Raw genomic sequence first — 14,131 nt, 5'->3', positions numbered from 1 at the left:
CGGGGTGACAATTCAGCATGGCTTCCGAGCAGTCCTTCACGCGTTTCGTCGCTCTGGGCGACAGTCAGACCGAAGGCGTCGGCGATCCCGACGGGAGCGGGGGGCTGCGCGGCTGGGCGGATCGGTTCGCGGGCAAGCTGGCCGCGGCGAATCCGGGTGTGCTCTATGCCAATCTGGCCATTCGCGGCCGTCGTACCGCCCGTATTCGCGCCGAGCAGCTGGAGGCGGCGCTGGCGCTGCGCCCGGATCTGGTGGCGCTCATCGCGGGTATGAACGATCTCATCCGGCCGCGTTTCGATCAGGCCGGCACGCTCGCCGATATCGAGGCCATGCTGGCTGCGCTGACCGAGGCCGGGGCCCGGGTAGTCTCGTTCACCTTCCCCGATATCGGTAGTGTCGCGCCGTTCGTTCGCCCGCTGTCCGGGCGGGTGCGCGCCATGAATGCCGAAATGCGGGTGCTGGCAGCGAAATACGATGTCACGCTGGTGGACTTCGAGCCCGTCAGTACGACCACCGATCGGCGGGCGTGGGCGGAGGATCGGCTGCATCTGAGTCCACTCGGGCATGAGATCGTGGCCCAGGCCGTCGCCGACTCCCTGGCGATTCCCGGCGCGGACGCGTCCTGGCGCGACCCGCTGCCGCCGCTGCTGTCGCAACAGCAGCCATTGGAGCGGGTCGCGACCGAATTACGCTGGGTCGCCGATCATTTCGTGCCCTGGGTGGGCCGCCGGGTGCGCGGCCGCTCCTCGGGTGACTTCGTACTGCCCAAGCGCCCGCAGCTGACCACCGTGAGTCAGTTCACCTGACGGCCGTCTGCATACCAATATTGCTGGCGCAGTTCACGTTTGAGAATCTTGCCGGCCCCGGAGACCGGTAGCGCGTCCACCACGTCGATGGTGCGCGGCGCCTTGTACCCGGCGATGCGGGATTTGGTGTGCTCGCGAATCTCCTCGGCGTTCACCTGCTGCCCGGGCTGGCAGACGATGACAGCGTGCACCCGCTCGCCCCAATCCTGGTCCGGCACACCGATAACCGCGCACGCGGCCACGGCGGGGTGCGCGGCAATGGCATTCTCGACCTCGGTGGAGTACACGTTCTCGCCGCCGCTCACGATCATGTCCTTGAGGCGGTCCACGATGTAGATGTACCCGTCCTCATCCATGTATCCGCCGTCGCCGGTGTGCATCCAACCGTCACGCACGGCAGCGGCGGTGTCCTCGGGCCGGTTCCAATAACCGAGCATGACATGCCCACCGCCGACCACGATTTCGCCGACCGTCCCGCGCGGCACCTCGATTCCGTCGGCGTCGACAATGCGTACCTCGCTGTGCGGCATGGCGCGGCCCGCCGAACGTAGCCGTCCCGCAATATGATCCGCCGGACTGAGCAGTGTGGCGATCGGTGACAGCTCGGTCATGCCGTACGCCTGCACGAAACCCGCACCGCTGAAAGCCTTCATGGCCCGTTCCAGAACCGCGGCCGAAATCGGTGACGCACCGTACATGACGTGCCGCACGCTGGAGAGATCGTGTTCGGCGGCGGCCGGATGATCGACCAGCAGCTGAATCATGACCGGTACCAATACGGTTCCGGTTACCCCGTGCTTTTCGATGGCGGTCATGGTGGCCACCGGATCGAAGGACGGAATCATCACCTGCGTACCGCCCAGCAGCACGGTGCCGTACCAGCCCGCGAGATCGGCCAGGTGGAACATGGGCGCGGCGTGCAGGAACCGCACGCCGGACTCGAACAGGTGACCGCTGGCGACACTGCCCAGCGCCGAGGCGGCCAGATTCGCGTGACTGAGCATGACGCCCTTGGGGAATCCGGTGGTGCCGCCGGTGTAGAACACTCCGGCCAGTTCCGTGCCGCCGCGCCGGGCATCCTCGATCGGCTTGGCGCCCGCGATCAGGCCCTCATACGAGAGCGCGCCCTCGGGGGTGGGTCCGTCACCGCAGTGGATGACCGTGGTCAGTTCCGGATGCTCCTGCCGCAGTGTGGGCAGCATGGCCGCGAAGGCATCGTCCACCAGCAGTACCGCGGTGCCGGAGTCGCGCAGCGAATACGCGATCTCGGCCGGGCTCCAGCGAATATTGACCGGGTTCAGCACCGCGTTCGCCCACGGCACCGCGAGCAGATATTCGTGATAGCGATCCGAGTTCAGTCCCAGCATGCCCACCCGGTCGCCGTCGCCGACACCCAGTTCGCGCAGTGCGCCGGCCAGCCGGGCGATCCGGTCCCGGCCCTCGCGGAAGGTCCGGGTGCGGTCGCCGAAGATGGTCATGGCGGCGTCGGGGGTCTGTTGCGCGGCGCGGTGCAGGCCCTGGGTCAGATACATGGTGATCCTCTGTCGAACGTCGGTGTCGGACGTCACAAGTATTTGCGCATGGATGTGACCGGGGCCATGGAGCGGGCCCCCGAGTATGGCCGCCGCGGTTTGTTGGTTTTTCCAAAGCCCGGCCGTAACCTCGAATCCGATGACCGATTTCCGCGAGGCAGCGAAGCCGACCGCCAGGCGGCGGGTGCTGACGCGCGTACAGGAGCACGCGCCGGAGTTGGGCGATCGAATCGTGGCGCGAGCGCGGGCGGAGATGCCGGGCTATATGGCGCTGTCCGGTGCGGAGATCGCACGCATGACCGTGGCCATCGTCGACCGTTTGCTGGCTGCGCTGCGCGATGCCCGCGCCCTCACCGCCGCAGATCTGGCCGCGCTTCGCGAGTTCGGCGAAGTGCGTGCGCGACAAGGGGTTTCACTCTCCGACGTGCAGAATGGCTGGCGCATCGCGATCCGCGAGATACTGGACGATCTCACCGCCTCTGCCCGCACCGCCCGGATCGCCGATCGCATTCTGCTGGCCCTGATCAACGATCTGCTCGACATTGTCGACCAGGCCACCCAGGCGTTCAGTGGCGGTCATCGGGATGTGGAGATCGAACTGGCCCGGCACGATCAGCAACTGCGTGCGGAATTCGCCCGCGGCCTATTGCTGGGCGGGCTCGGACCCGGCGATATCCGGATTCAGGCGCAGCGCTACGGCCTCGACCCGGAGGGCGAGTTCCGGGCCTTCCGGGCGCGCGGCGACGATCCGCTCGCCACCGCCGATCTCCGTGGACTGCTCCGCCCCGGCATCACATCGCCGCGGATATTCCCGACCGCAATGGACGGCGATACAGCCGGATTCGTCTGCGGCACAGGAACTATCGAGACCGCGGGCACTATCGGCCTCGGCCCGGCGACCCGGCTGGCTGACCTACCGCGCTCCTTCCGTATGGCCAGCCGCATGCTCGCCACCGCCCACCGCTACGCCCTCACCGGCTCCGCCGACCTGGACCGGCTGGGTCTGCTCCCCGCCATAGTTGCCGACATTGACCTGGGTGACGAACTGGCCCGCCGCTACCTCGACCCGCTCGGCACCGGCGAGCAGGCGGGAATCGTCATCGACACGGTGGAGCACTACCTGAATGCCGGTCTGCGCATCGAGGCCACCGCCGAGCGACTCATAGTGCACCAGAACACCGTTCGCTATCGCCTCGCTCGATTCGAGGAGCTCACCGGCACCGACCTGCGGGCGCCGTACAGCGCCATGCGCGTCTGGTGGGCCATCCGGCATCGCAAGGTGAACCCGGCCGACTGAATTTCAATCACTGATTGAAACGGGGATTGAATCGTGTTCTACTGAGCGCGTGGTGCGAGTGAACGATGATCAGTCCACACGGGAGAAGTTGATGACCGTGGCGGAGCGGCTGCTGCTGGAGTCCGGGTATGACGCGGTCTCGGTGCGAGCGGTCAATGCGGCGGCGGGGATGAATCCGGCGTCGGTGCACTATCACTTCGGGTCGAAGGAGGCCCTCGTCGCGGCGCTGCTGGAGGCGCGGCTCGGGCCGATCTGGCGGGCGCGGCTGGATACGGCGCTGGCGCGGCGACGGGACGGGTGGGTGCCCTCCATTACCGAGTTGATCGATGAGGTGGTGGACCCGCTCGCGGAATTGGCGGCCGATCCGGTGGGCCGGCTGCGACTGAATCTGCTGGCGCGGGTGGTGCTCGGTGGCCGCGAACAGGCTTGGAGCGCACAGTGGTTCGCGATCGACCCGTGGGTGGAGCTACTGCTCGCGGTACGGCCCGAGCTGTCCGAACGGGAGGCCGCCGGACGCTGGGGACTGGCCTTCACCCTCATTCTCGAGTATTTCGGCGACCCGCTCTCCGCGACGCCGCGCGACCGGCGCATTCCGGTCCGAACCCTGAAATCCTTTGTAGCGGCAGGACTTGTACAACAATGACCGAGATTTTCGCACCGGCCCGGCTGGGCCCGATAACGCTGCCGAATCGAATCATCAAGGCCGCCACCTTCGAAGGCGCCACCCCGGACGCCCTGGTCACCGATGACCTCATCGATTTCCATGTCCGCCATGCCGCCGGGGGAGTGGGCATGACCACCGTCGCCTACTGCGCGGTGCTGCCGGAGGGCCGCACCGACCGGCATCAGATCTGGATGCGCCCCGAGGCCGTACCGGGCCTGCGCCGCCTCACCGATGCCGTACACGCGGCGGGTGCGGCGGTCGCCGCCCAGCTCGGACATGCCGGACCGGTCGCCAATGCGGCCTCGAACCGGCTGCCGGCCATTGCGCCACACCGGATTCCGAGCCCGCTCGGTATGCGCATGATGCGCCGCGCCGATCAGGCCGAACTGGATCGCGTGGTGGCCGCGCACGCCCGCGCCGCCACCCTGGCCATCGAGTCCGGATTCGACTCCGTCGAAATACATTTCGGCCACAACTATCTGGTGAGCTCATTCCTGAGCCCGTTCCTGAATCGTCGCCGCGACCAGTACGGCGGCTCCACCCGCAATCGTGCGCGCCTGGCCTTGGATGTCGCTCGCGCGGTCCGCGAAGCCGTCGGCGATCGCATTGCCGTGACCGCCAAGCTGAGCATGGATGACGGTGTGCCGGGCGGCTTCTGGCTGGACGAGTCCATTCAGGTGGCGCAGTGGCTGGCCGCCGAGGGCAGCGTGGACGCCCTCGAACTCACCGCGGGCAGCTCCCTGCTCAATCCAATGTATCTCTTCACGGGTGATGCTCCCCGTCGCGAATTCGCCGCCGCCTTCCCGCCGCCGATGAGTTGGGGAATGCGGTTGGCGGGCTCGAAGTTCCTGCGCGAGTACCCATTTCAAGAGGCATACCTGCTGGACCGGGCCCGCCAGTTCCGGGCCGAGGTGGATCTCCCGCTCATTCTGCTCGGCGGGATCACCCGCCGCGAGACCATCGAAAACGCTCTCGCGGAAGGCTTTTCGTTCGTAGCCATGGCTCGCGCGCTACTGCGCGAACCCGATCTGCCGAATCGGATGCGCGCCGACGCGGCCACCCCCTCGCTGTGCGTGCACTGCAATAAATGTATGCCGACCATCTACTCCGGTACCCGCTGCGTACTGGTGCCGACCAGTTGAGCGGTCAACCGACCGCGGGGGCGGCGATGAAGTCGCGCAGTAGTGCGCCGGTGGCGTCCGGATCTTCGAACATGGGCGTATGGCCGACCTCGAGCATGACCACACGCACCCGCGGGACGCGGCGATAGTCCTCGAATGAGGTCGGCTGCCAGCGCTTGTCCTGCGATCCGTAGATCACCAGCGTCGGCACGCCGAGATCGGCCAGCCGATCGGGTATGGCGCGTGCGGTCAGATAGTTCTCCGAGGCGGCGGCCGCCCCGGTGAAGCTGCGATAGGTCATGCCCCGCACATCGGCGACGATCTGCGCAGGCACCTGCACGTCACGGGTGAACGCGCTGCTCAGGGCTTCGCGAATTATCCCGTCGGTGCGCAGTTGCCAGGCCAGTTCCCCGATTCCCGGTGTGAAGAGCAGGCGGCCGGTCGGCCCCTCGCCGATCTCGGCGGCCATGCTCGGGCCGGTGTCTATCAGCGTGAGGGCCGTGACCAGATCGCGGCGCTGTTCGGCCAGGGCGGTCGCGGCGTAACCGCCGCTGGAGTGCCCGATGATGACCGCGTGCCGGATGCCGAGCTGATCCAAGATGGCTCCGACCCGATTGGCCTGCGCCGAAATCGCATACCCGTCAGCGGGTTTCGCCGATGCGCCGTGTCCGAGCAGATCCACCCGCACCACATGGGAATCGCGCAGTGCGGGCATGATCGGATCCCACCAGGCGGTCGACCCGCCCAGACCGTGCAGCAGCACCACGGCGGGCGCGTTCGCCGGACCGCTCTCCACCACGTGCATATCGCCGTCGGGCAGTCGCATGATCTGCTCGCCGGAGGCGGTTTCGGTATCGGCGGAGACGGACACCGCGTTCACCGTGAGCGCGGCGGTCAGCAGTGCTATTCCCGCGAGTGCGATCCGCCGGCGGCGCCGCCAGCGGCTCGGGGTTGCTTGAATCTCGTTGTCATCCATGCCATCACCCTCCCCGCGACCGATACCGCGCGTCTTGGAGAAATGTCAGCCTGCCCCGAAAACGACAGGACCGCAGACCTTGTGGGTCTGCGGTCCTTTCAGGGAACAACTATCAGATGTCGAACCGGTCCAGGTTCATGACCTTGTCCCACGCCTTGACGAAGTCCTGCGCGAACTTCTCCTTGGCGTCATCGGTGGCGTAAACCTCTGCGAGAGCACGCAACTGGGAGTTGGAGCCGAAGACCAGATCCACCCGGCTCCCGGTCCACTTGGCCGCGCCGGTGGCGCGGTCCTTGCCCTCGAAGGTCTCCGCATCGGTGGAGGTGGGCTTCCACTCCGTGGCCATATCGAGCAGGTTCACGAAGAAATCGTTGGTCAGCGTGCCCTGGGTGGCGGTGAGAACACCCAGCGACGACTGGTTGTAATTCACGCCGAGAGCACGCAAACCGCCGACCAGCACGGTCATTTCGGGTGCGCTCAGGGTGAGCAGGTTCGCCTTGTCGAGCAGCAGGTATTCCGCCGGGAGGCGGCTGCCCTTGGCGACATAGTTGCGGAAGCCGTCCGCGCCCGGCTCCAGCGCCGAGAACGACTCCACATCGGTCTGCTCCTGGGTGGCATCGGTGCGGCCCGGGGTGAAAGGCACCTCGATATCGAACCCGGCGGCCTTCGCGGCCTGTTCGACCGCGGCCACGCCGCCCAGCACCACCAGGTCGGCGAACGAAACCTGAACGCCGCCAGCGGAATTGAAGGACTGCTGGACGCCTTCGAGCGCCCGGATGACCTGTGCCAGCTCGTCCGGGTTGTTGACCTCCCAGCCGCTCTGCGGGGCCAGCCGGATACGGCCGCCGTTGGCGCCACCGCGCTTGTCGCTGCCGCGGAACGACGAGGCCGCCGCCCACGCGGTCGAAACCAGCTGCGGCACAGTCGGACCCGACGCCAGGATCTGCGTCTTGAGCGCCGCGATATCGGCCGCGCCGATCACCTGCGCCGGGGCCGCCGGAACCGGGTCCTGCCAGAGCAGCACCTCGGACGGGACCTCGGGGCCGAGGTAGCGCGTGATCGGACCCATATCGCGGTGGATCAGCTTGTACCAGGCCTTGGCGAATTCATCCGCCAGCTCCTGCGGGTCGGCCAGCCAGCGGCGGGTGATCTGCTCGTAGATCGGATCGACGCGCAGCGACAGGTCGGTGGTCAGCATAGTCGGCAGCTGCTTCTTCGACGCGTCGAAGGCATTGGGAATGATCGCCTCGGCGTCCTTGGCGACCCACTGGTTGGCGCCGGCGGGGGACTTGGTCAGCTCCCACTCGTAGCCGTACAGGGTCTCCAGGAAGCTGTTGTCCCACTTGGTCGGGGTCGGCGTCCAAGTGACCTCGATACCGCTGGTGATGGCGTCCTTGCCGACACCGGTGCCGAACGAGCTCTTCCAGCCCAGGCCCTGCTCCTCGAGCGGGGCGGCCTCGGGCTCGGGGCCGACCAGGTCGGCATCGCCGGCGCCGTGCGTCTTGCCGAAGGTGTGGCCGCCGACGATGAGCGCCGCGGTCTCCACATCGTTCATGGCCATGCGACGGAAGGTCTCGCGAATGTCGACCGCGGCCAGCTGCGGATCCGGATTGCCGTTGGGGCCTTCCGGATTCACGTAGATCAGGCCCATTTGCACTGCGGCGAGGGGGTTTTCGAGGTCGCGCTTACCGGTGTAGCGTTCGTCGCCGAGCCAGGTGTGCTCGGGACCCCAGTAGACGTCCTCTTCGGGCTCCCACTGGTCGACGCGGCCGCCGCCGAAGCCGAAGGTGTCGAAGCCCATGTCCTCGAGCGCCACATTGCCGGCGTAGACGATGAGGTCGGCCCAGGACAGCTTGCGGCCGTACTTCTGCTTGACCGGCCACAGCAGGCGGCGCGCCTTGTCCAGGCTGGCATTGTCGGGCCAGCTGTTCAGCGGTGCGAAACGCTGCATGCCCGCACCGGCTCCTCCGCGACCGTCATTGATGCGGTAGGTGCCCGCGGCATGCCAGGCCATCCGGATGAAGAGCGGGCCGTAATGCCCGAAGTCGGCGGGCCACCAGTCCTGCGAGGTGGTCATGACCTCGACGATGTCGGCCTTGACCGCGGCCAGATCGAGGGTCTTGAACTCCGCGGCGTAATCGAAATCCGCGCCCATGGGGTTGGCCACGGCCGGATTCTTCTGCAGGATCTTCAGATTCAGCTGGTTGGGCCACCAGTCACGATTACTGCCGCCTTCGGCCGGGGCCTTGAGGCGACTGGATGCGACCGGGCAACCGGCTGCGGGTTCGGTATTGGCCTCACCGATGGGCGGATGTTCCTGTGCCACGGGGCAATTCCTTTCGGGAGTGGGATGGGACTGTGATCACGGTTGGGACGGCTGGGATGCCGTCGCCTGGGCTGCGGTGCAGTCGGGGCACAGGCCCCAGTAGATGACCTCGGCCTCGTCCAGGACGAAGCCGTTGCCGTCCGCTGGAGCCAGGCAGGGTGCCTCGCCGACGGCGCAGTCGATATCGGCGATGACGCCGCAGGACCGGCACACGACATGGTGATGGTTGTCGCCCACGCGGGTCTCGTACCGCGCCACCGTGCCCATGGGCTGGATGCGGCGCAGCAGACCGGCATCGGTCAGTGCGCGCAGCACGTCGTAGACGGCCTGGTGGGAGACGGTGCCGAGGGTGTCGCGTACGCGGCGCAGAATCGAATCGGTATCGGAGTGGGGATGGGCGTGCACAGCGGAGAGCACCGCGACACGCGGCGCCGTCACCCGAAGGTCGGCCCCGCGAAGCATGCGCCCGAAATCAGCTGCTGTGGACACGTTCCGAAGTATGACTCATTCCAGTCTTGATGGGAACGAATTCGGATAAAATGGGTCTGGAGCGGGGGATCCTCGAAGCCGCTCACGCGGCGGGCGGGACCGGGTGCCCGCGTGACCGGCGAAAACAACCCCCGGTGAGCAGTGTCTCCACCCGCGATCAGCGGATTCGGCTACCGTGGAGGGCGGTCGCGATCGGCGGCCCACTGGACGATCGAAACCGTACCCAGGCAGCGACAAGACGGTATTTCCTCGAAGGGATACTTGTCATGGCTTGGCTGATTCTCGCGATCTCCGGACTCCTCGAAGCCGTCTGGGCGACCGCGCTCGGCAAATCCGAGGGTTTCAGCAAACTCGTTCCGACCGCCGTCTTCGGCGTCGCCCTGGTCATGTCCATGGGCGGCCTCGCCTACGCCATGCGCACCCTCCCCATCGGCACCTCATACGCGGTATGGGTCGGCATCGGCGCGGTCCTGACCGTCGTCTACGCGATGCTCACCGGCGATGAGACCGCCTCACTGGTGAAGATCGCACTGCTGGTGTTGATCGTCGGCGGCGTAGTCGGGCTCAAACTCGCGCACTGATCCAGTACCGGCTAGGCCGGTTCGGCTCCGGCGCGGCTGATCAGTTCGCCCACGACGACGCGGTCACCACCATCGGACTTGGCTTGGTACATGGCCGAATCGGCGCATTGCACGAGTTCCTCGGGTGTGGGCCGGGTGGTGGTTTCGGCTGGATCGAAGACGGCGATGCCGATGCTGATCGTCACCGGGATGATGTGATCGGCCGCGACGGCCTGCCGGAACGATTCGGCTGCGGCTTGGGCCTGCGTGACCGACAATCGGCCGACCACGGTGAACTCCTCACCCCCGGATCGGGACACGATCAGGTCCGGGGTGGAGCAGGATTGCAGGACCCGAGCGAGCCGTACACCCGATCCGAATCCTGTAGACAACACGCGGTGATTCCGACATCCGCCGCAGCGAACAGCGTCAGCGATTCGGTCGTACTCGGCCACGGCAGGAGCCACCAGCGCAGCGCCCACAGCAGTGCGCCGGCAATGACAATCCCGAACACCGCCAAACCGAATCGATCGGCGGGCCCCGCGTCGGACAGCGCCGTCGTGACCCCGATTATGGCCAGCAGAATCCCACCCGACCCGATGACCCAGCGCTGCCATCGCAGCACCGAATGCGATGCCAGCACATGCGTCAGCCAATGGTGATCGGCCGGTTCCCGCCACCACGATTTCACCAGATCAGCGCTGCTACCCATGGGCCCCGTTCGGCATCGGCAAACGAATCGGCATACCCCGCAACTTCCCGACCAGTGTAGGTGTGAAATTCGCACAATGCGGGAGCCGGGTCTGCCGGTGTCCGAGCGACGATTTTTCCGGCCCGATGCCGTCTAACCAGAGAGAGAAACAATTCTCGAGGAGAGGACGCGCCCGTGACCGACCTGAAGGCCCAAGCTCAAACCCTGCGTGAGCTGCACACCGGAGAAATGCTGGTGCTACCCAATGTGTGGGATGCCGCCAGCGCCGAGATCGTCGCCGAGGCCGGATTCCCGGTAATCGCCACCGCCAGCAATGCCATCTCCGCCATGCTCGGCTACCCCGACGGCGAAGGCGCGCCCTGGCGGGAAATGTTCGCCGCCGCCGGCCGGATAGCCCGCGCGGTCACCCTCCCGGTAACCGTCGACGCCGAAGCCGGATACGGCCTGCCGCCCGCCGAACTGGTGGACCGTCTGCTCGAACTCGGCGCGGTCGGCTGCAATCTGGAGGACACCGACCATCGCGCGGGCGGCCTCACCGACGCGCAAGCCCACGCCGACTGGCTGGCGGCCGTCCGCGCCGCCGCCGACGACACCGGAATCCCCCTGGTAATCAACGCCCGCATAGACGTCTTCCTGCCTTCCAGTCAGATCCAGGCGGACGCCCGCCTCCCGGAAGCCATCCGCCGCGGCCACCTCTATCAAGCCGCCGGAGCCGACTGCCTGTACCCAATAGCGTTGCGAGACAAGCAATCCCTGACCACCCTGATCACCGATCTCCCTGCCCCCATCAACGCCAACACCAGCGAATCTCTCGACCTCCCCGCCCTCCGCACCCTCGGCGCGGCCCGAGTCTCCTACGGTCCCCAGCTGTACCGAGCGGCTCTGGCTACCCTGAAAACCACTCTCCCCAAACTCCATCCCTGACCCCGTCTCCGAGGAGGGCCGGATGCTCCCAGTGATCTACTCGATGGGCGTGTCACTGGACGGTTTCATCGCCGGCCCCGACGGCAACATCAACTGGACCGCCCCCGACCCAGACCTCTTCCGCTTCCACATCGAGCAAACCCGCCAAGTCACCACCACCAATTCGTCTACCCCATAATCCTGGGCGCCGGCACCCCTACTTCCCCCCCCACTCACCCACCCCCTGAACCTCCACCTGACCGAGTTCCACCCCTTCGGCTCCGGCACCCTCTACCTCTGCTACGAGTGCACCCGCTAACCTCACCGAAAGACCAACGGCCCGAACATATCTCGACCAGGAACTGATGGCGACAAGCACCGCCGAATCCGCGCCATCAGTTTCTGGTTGATCCGGGCGGACCGGATTGCCACGTCATGCGTAGGTCATCGGGCGGCGGATGGCGTGGTGGCCGTAGGTGGTCGCTGTTCGCCACCAGACGCCTGTACGGAAGCCGAGCGCGGCTGCAGGAATGGCGGAGAGTAGGCACGGCGTGGTGAGCATGATTCACGCCCTCCCCTCGAGGGCGATGCCGCGGATCAGGACCGCGAATAGCGCTGCGTCCCAATGGTTTACCTCGGTGCCGGGCAGAAGTGCGTCCAGCAGTGGAGCGTGAGCCAGGCTGCCGGGGCCGTACTGCTGCACGAGTCCGCGCTACATCGAATGATCGGCGGACGCGCGATCATGGCGGCACAGCTTCGGCATCTCGCCGAGCTCAGCAAATTGCCGAACGCGACAGTGCGAATCAACCCCTATCGCGCCGGTATGGCCTGGGGAATCCTGCACGGGCAGTTCGTGATTCTCGAATTCGGGGTCGATTCCAAGAACCGTCCCGTCGAACCGCCGGTGGTGTATCTCGAAGGCGGACCGAGCAGCGATGTCTTGGAGGAAGCGTTCCTCGCGGATGGGTTGGTGGGCGTGCGCGATTCCAAGCGACCCGATGACCGCCCGCTCGTTTTCGCCGCAGGTGATTGGGATGCGTTTGCATCCGCGTTGCGGGACGGCGAGTTCGGCTGACGGTCGGGTCGGGTGTGGAATTCCGTTGCGCCTAGGCGGCGGTGACGTGGTGAATGATTATGTTGCCGTAGGAGTTTCGGGCGTGGACGTGGACTGTGTCCTTGGTGGTGGGGGCGATTGGGTGGAGTAGGTTTTGGACGTTGCCGTGTTGGGTGTTGGAGTCGAGTTGGGCTGCGCTGTTGGGGCTGATGCCCACTTCCAGTTCGCCCATGGAGGTTTCGAGGCGCATTTCGCCGCGGGTGGCTTCGCCGATGCGGATATCGCCCTTGGAGGTTTTCGCGGTTACCGAACCGGTTGTGCGTTCGACCGAGATGTCTCCGGCGGCGATGTTCAGGACGCAGTCACCCAGTTCGCCGAAGCTCAGTAGGCGGCCCATGCCGGCGGAGGCTTTCAGCTGGGAACCGGTGGGCACCTCGATGATTACCTCGATCGCCGGGTTGCCACTGAACGGGGAGTAGGTCCGCCAACTCTTCGGGGTCGTCACGGTCAGGCTGCCTGCTGCGAAGCTCACCTGGACCTGCTGGGCGAGGCGCACATCCTCCTTTTTGGACGCGTCGGCGGGGCGGACCTGGACGATGGTGTCGGTGCGGTCTGCGGCGATCACCTTGACCTCGCCGGAGGGCACGTCGACGGTGATGTCGATCGGTTGCGGGGTCGCGAAAGTGGGCATGGCTATCTCCTCGAGGGCATGAATCGAGTGGGGGACTGGCGCTGACCTGGGAGGTTCGGGCCGATGATCCAACTATAAGTAGAAGTATACGTATATGCAAGGGTGAGGTTCAGCCCTTGCGGTCGCGCAAAGATCAGATGGCCGCGATCTCGCGAACAGCCGCGGCGACGGCGCGGAAATCCTTGCGCAGAATGTGTGAGTGATTGCTCGCGACTTTCGCGCTGATCGTCACGTTCGGGTTGGCGGCGAGCACCGGATCGAGCGAGGTCCGCACCTGCTCCATCTCGCCCTTCTCACTCCCGAGGCTGTCGCCGGTGGCCAGCACGAACCGGGTCGGGCAGGTCAGGCGGCTCAACACCGGCACGCTGGCCGCGGCGTACTCATTGGCGTCGATGCCGACCTCGGCGTGCTGTGCGGCGCTCATCCGCGCGGCCATACCGAACGGACGCGCCAACGGCAGGGCAAATCGCATGCGGTGGAACAGCTTTCGGATTCGTTCCCGACCCTCTTCGCCGGTCAAGCCGAACGGCGCGGCATCCACCGTAACCAATCCGGCGAGCCGGTCCGGGTTCCGGTCGGCCCACTGCCAGGACGCGATCCCGCCGTACGACCAGCCCACGAGAATCGGCTGCTCCACACCTCGGGCCGCGAGGACGGCATCGATATCGCGCATGGACGCCTCCATGGAGTAGTCCGCCGACTGCTCGGACTTGCCGCGAGCCCGCTCATCGAAGGTGATGTGCCGGTAACCGGGGCCGAGCTCGGAAATCACTCGCCGCCAATGCTTCTGGTCGGCGTAAGCGCCATTCAGGTAGACGATGGGCGTGCCGTTCCCGCCGGTATCGGTGACTGCCAGGGCGGTGTCATCGACCTCCACCATGCCGGTCCAGGTCGAGCTCTTCGAGTTGATCGCTGCGTTGTTCATGTGCAGTACTTTGGCCAGCCCGCCTGATACCGACCTGACGCCGACCTGACACGCCACCTGATACGAAATGCGCTG

Annotated in this window: 16 protein-coding genes and 1 riboswitch; of the genes, 8 read left to right on the top strand and 8 right to left on the bottom strand. The window is 66.3% G+C overall.

Translation table 11 applies throughout. The features are described 5' to 3' along the window. Positions 1–17: 17 nt before the first annotated feature. Positions 18–806, top strand: coding sequence for an SGNH/GDSL hydrolase family protein (locus tag GFY24_RS05225; RefSeq protein WP_153803821.1), 789 nt, complete (start codon positions 18–20; stop codon positions 804–806). Here the strand turns inward: GFY24_RS05225 and GFY24_RS05220 are convergent. Then, positions 794–2,338: a long-chain fatty acid--CoA ligase gene (locus GFY24_RS05220; protein ID WP_153803820.1), complete on the bottom strand. Its 1,545-nt coding sequence runs from the start codon at positions 2,336–2,338 to the stop codon at positions 794–796. The two genes, GFY24_RS05225 and GFY24_RS05220, sit on opposite strands and share 13 nt — an antisense overlap. A gap of 139 nt (positions 2,339–2,477) precedes the next feature. Between GFY24_RS05220 and GFY24_RS05215 the strand changes: the two genes are divergently transcribed. The 3 genes from GFY24_RS05215 to GFY24_RS05205 all read left to right on the top strand — a co-directional run bounded on the left by GFY24_RS05215 (position 2,478) and on the right by GFY24_RS05205 (position 5,441). Continuing rightward, a complete protein-coding gene (locus tag GFY24_RS05215; RefSeq protein WP_194852749.1) occupies positions 2,478–3,635 on the top strand; it encodes a CdaR family transcriptional regulator in 1,158 nt (385 codons plus the stop codon). A 91-nt stretch (positions 3,636–3,726) separates the two neighbouring features. Continuing rightward, complete coding sequence (locus tag GFY24_RS05210) at positions 3,727–4,278, top strand: TetR/AcrR family transcriptional regulator (RefSeq protein ID WP_153803818.1); 552 nt, start codon at positions 3,727–3,729, stop codon at positions 4,276–4,278. Continuing rightward, positions 4,275–5,441, top strand: coding sequence for an NADH:flavin oxidoreductase (locus tag GFY24_RS05205; RefSeq protein ID WP_153803817.1), 1,167 nt, complete (start codon positions 4,275–4,277; stop codon positions 5,439–5,441). The genes GFY24_RS05210 and GFY24_RS05205 overlap by 4 nt, the downstream gene beginning before the upstream one ends. A 4-nt stretch (positions 5,442–5,445) precedes the next feature. Here the strand turns inward: GFY24_RS05205 and GFY24_RS05200 are convergent, their stop codons facing one another. The 3 genes from GFY24_RS05200 to GFY24_RS05190 all read right to left on the bottom strand — a co-directional run bounded on the left by GFY24_RS05200 (position 5,446) and on the right by GFY24_RS05190 (position 9,211). Then, positions 5,446–6,396 (bottom strand): alpha/beta fold hydrolase, encoded by a 951-nt coding sequence (locus GFY24_RS05200; protein ID WP_153803816.1) that lies wholly within the window; start codon positions 6,394–6,396, stop codon positions 5,446–5,448. A 112-nt stretch (positions 6,397–6,508) separates the two neighbouring features. After that, positions 6,509–8,722, bottom strand: a complete 2,214-nt coding sequence (gene katG, locus GFY24_RS05195; protein ID WP_309230480.1) for a catalase/peroxidase HPI — start codon at positions 8,720–8,722, stop codon at positions 6,509–6,511. 36 nt (positions 8,723–8,758) lie between these two features. After that, positions 8,759–9,211 (bottom strand): Fur family transcriptional regulator, encoded by a 453-nt coding sequence (locus tag GFY24_RS05190; protein ID WP_309230479.1) that lies wholly within the window; start codon positions 9,209–9,211, stop codon positions 8,759–8,761. A 180-nt stretch (positions 9,212–9,391) separates the two neighbouring features. Then, positions 9,392–9,459: riboswitch (guanidine-III (ykkC-III) riboswitch) on the top strand. A gap of 18 nt (positions 9,460–9,477) precedes the next feature. On the opposite strand from GFY24_RS05190, the gene GFY24_RS05185 reads away from it, so the two are divergent. Next, a complete protein-coding gene (locus GFY24_RS05185; protein ID WP_153803815.1) occupies positions 9,478–9,792 on the top strand; it encodes a multidrug efflux SMR transporter in 315 nt (104 codons plus the stop codon). Positions 9,793–9,803: 11 nt separating this feature from the next. On the opposite strand, the gene GFY24_RS40995 is transcribed toward GFY24_RS05185, so the two are convergent. Then, complete coding sequence (locus GFY24_RS40995) at positions 9,804–10,091, bottom strand: GGDEF domain-containing protein (RefSeq protein ID WP_309230478.1); 288 nt, start codon at positions 10,089–10,091, stop codon at positions 9,804–9,806. A 2-nt stretch (positions 10,092–10,093) separates the two neighbouring features. Continuing rightward, positions 10,094–10,483 carry a hypothetical protein gene (locus GFY24_RS40990; RefSeq protein WP_194852747.1) on the bottom strand — a complete coding sequence of 130 codons (390 nt, stop codon included), beginning with the start codon at positions 10,481–10,483 and terminating at the stop codon, positions 10,094–10,096. Between the two features lie 174 nt (positions 10,484–10,657). Between GFY24_RS40990 and GFY24_RS05175 the strand changes: the two genes are divergently transcribed. From GFY24_RS05175 to GFY24_RS05165, 3 genes are all read left to right on the top strand, one after another. Continuing rightward, positions 10,658–11,407, top strand: a complete 750-nt coding sequence (locus GFY24_RS05175; RefSeq protein WP_309230477.1) for an isocitrate lyase/phosphoenolpyruvate mutase family protein — start codon at positions 10,658–10,660, stop codon at positions 11,405–11,407. 22 nt (positions 11,408–11,429) lie between these two features. After that, positions 11,430–11,585: a dihydrofolate reductase family protein gene (locus GFY24_RS05170; protein WP_228566007.1), complete on the top strand. Its 156-nt coding sequence runs from the start codon at positions 11,430–11,432 to the stop codon at positions 11,583–11,585. Positions 11,586–12,056: 471 nt separating this feature from the next. Then, positions 12,057–12,461, top strand: a complete 405-nt coding sequence (locus GFY24_RS05165; protein ID WP_153803813.1) for a DUF397 domain-containing protein — start codon at positions 12,057–12,059, stop codon at positions 12,459–12,461. Positions 12,462–12,492: 31 nt separating this feature from the next. Here the strand turns inward: GFY24_RS05165 and GFY24_RS05160 are convergent, their stop codons facing one another. Together GFY24_RS05160 and GFY24_RS05155 are read right to left on the bottom strand one after the other, a co-directional pair. After that, entirely contained in the window at positions 12,493–13,131 is a 639-nt protein-coding gene (locus tag GFY24_RS05160; protein ID WP_153803812.1) for a DUF4097 family beta strand repeat-containing protein, read from the bottom strand. Positions 13,132–13,264: 133 nt separating this feature from the next. After that, positions 13,265–14,056, bottom strand: a complete 792-nt coding sequence (locus GFY24_RS05155; protein WP_228566005.1) for an alpha/beta fold hydrolase — start codon at positions 14,054–14,056, stop codon at positions 13,265–13,267. Between the last annotated feature and the right edge of the window lie 75 nt (positions 14,057–14,131).

Source organism: Nocardia sp. SYP-A9097 (assembly GCF_009649815.1).
Lineage (GTDB): Bacteria > Actinomycetota > Actinomycetes > Mycobacteriales > Mycobacteriaceae > Nocardia.
Note: the sequence above shows the minus strand (reverse complement) of the source record. Positions and strands in the feature narration are given on the sequence as shown.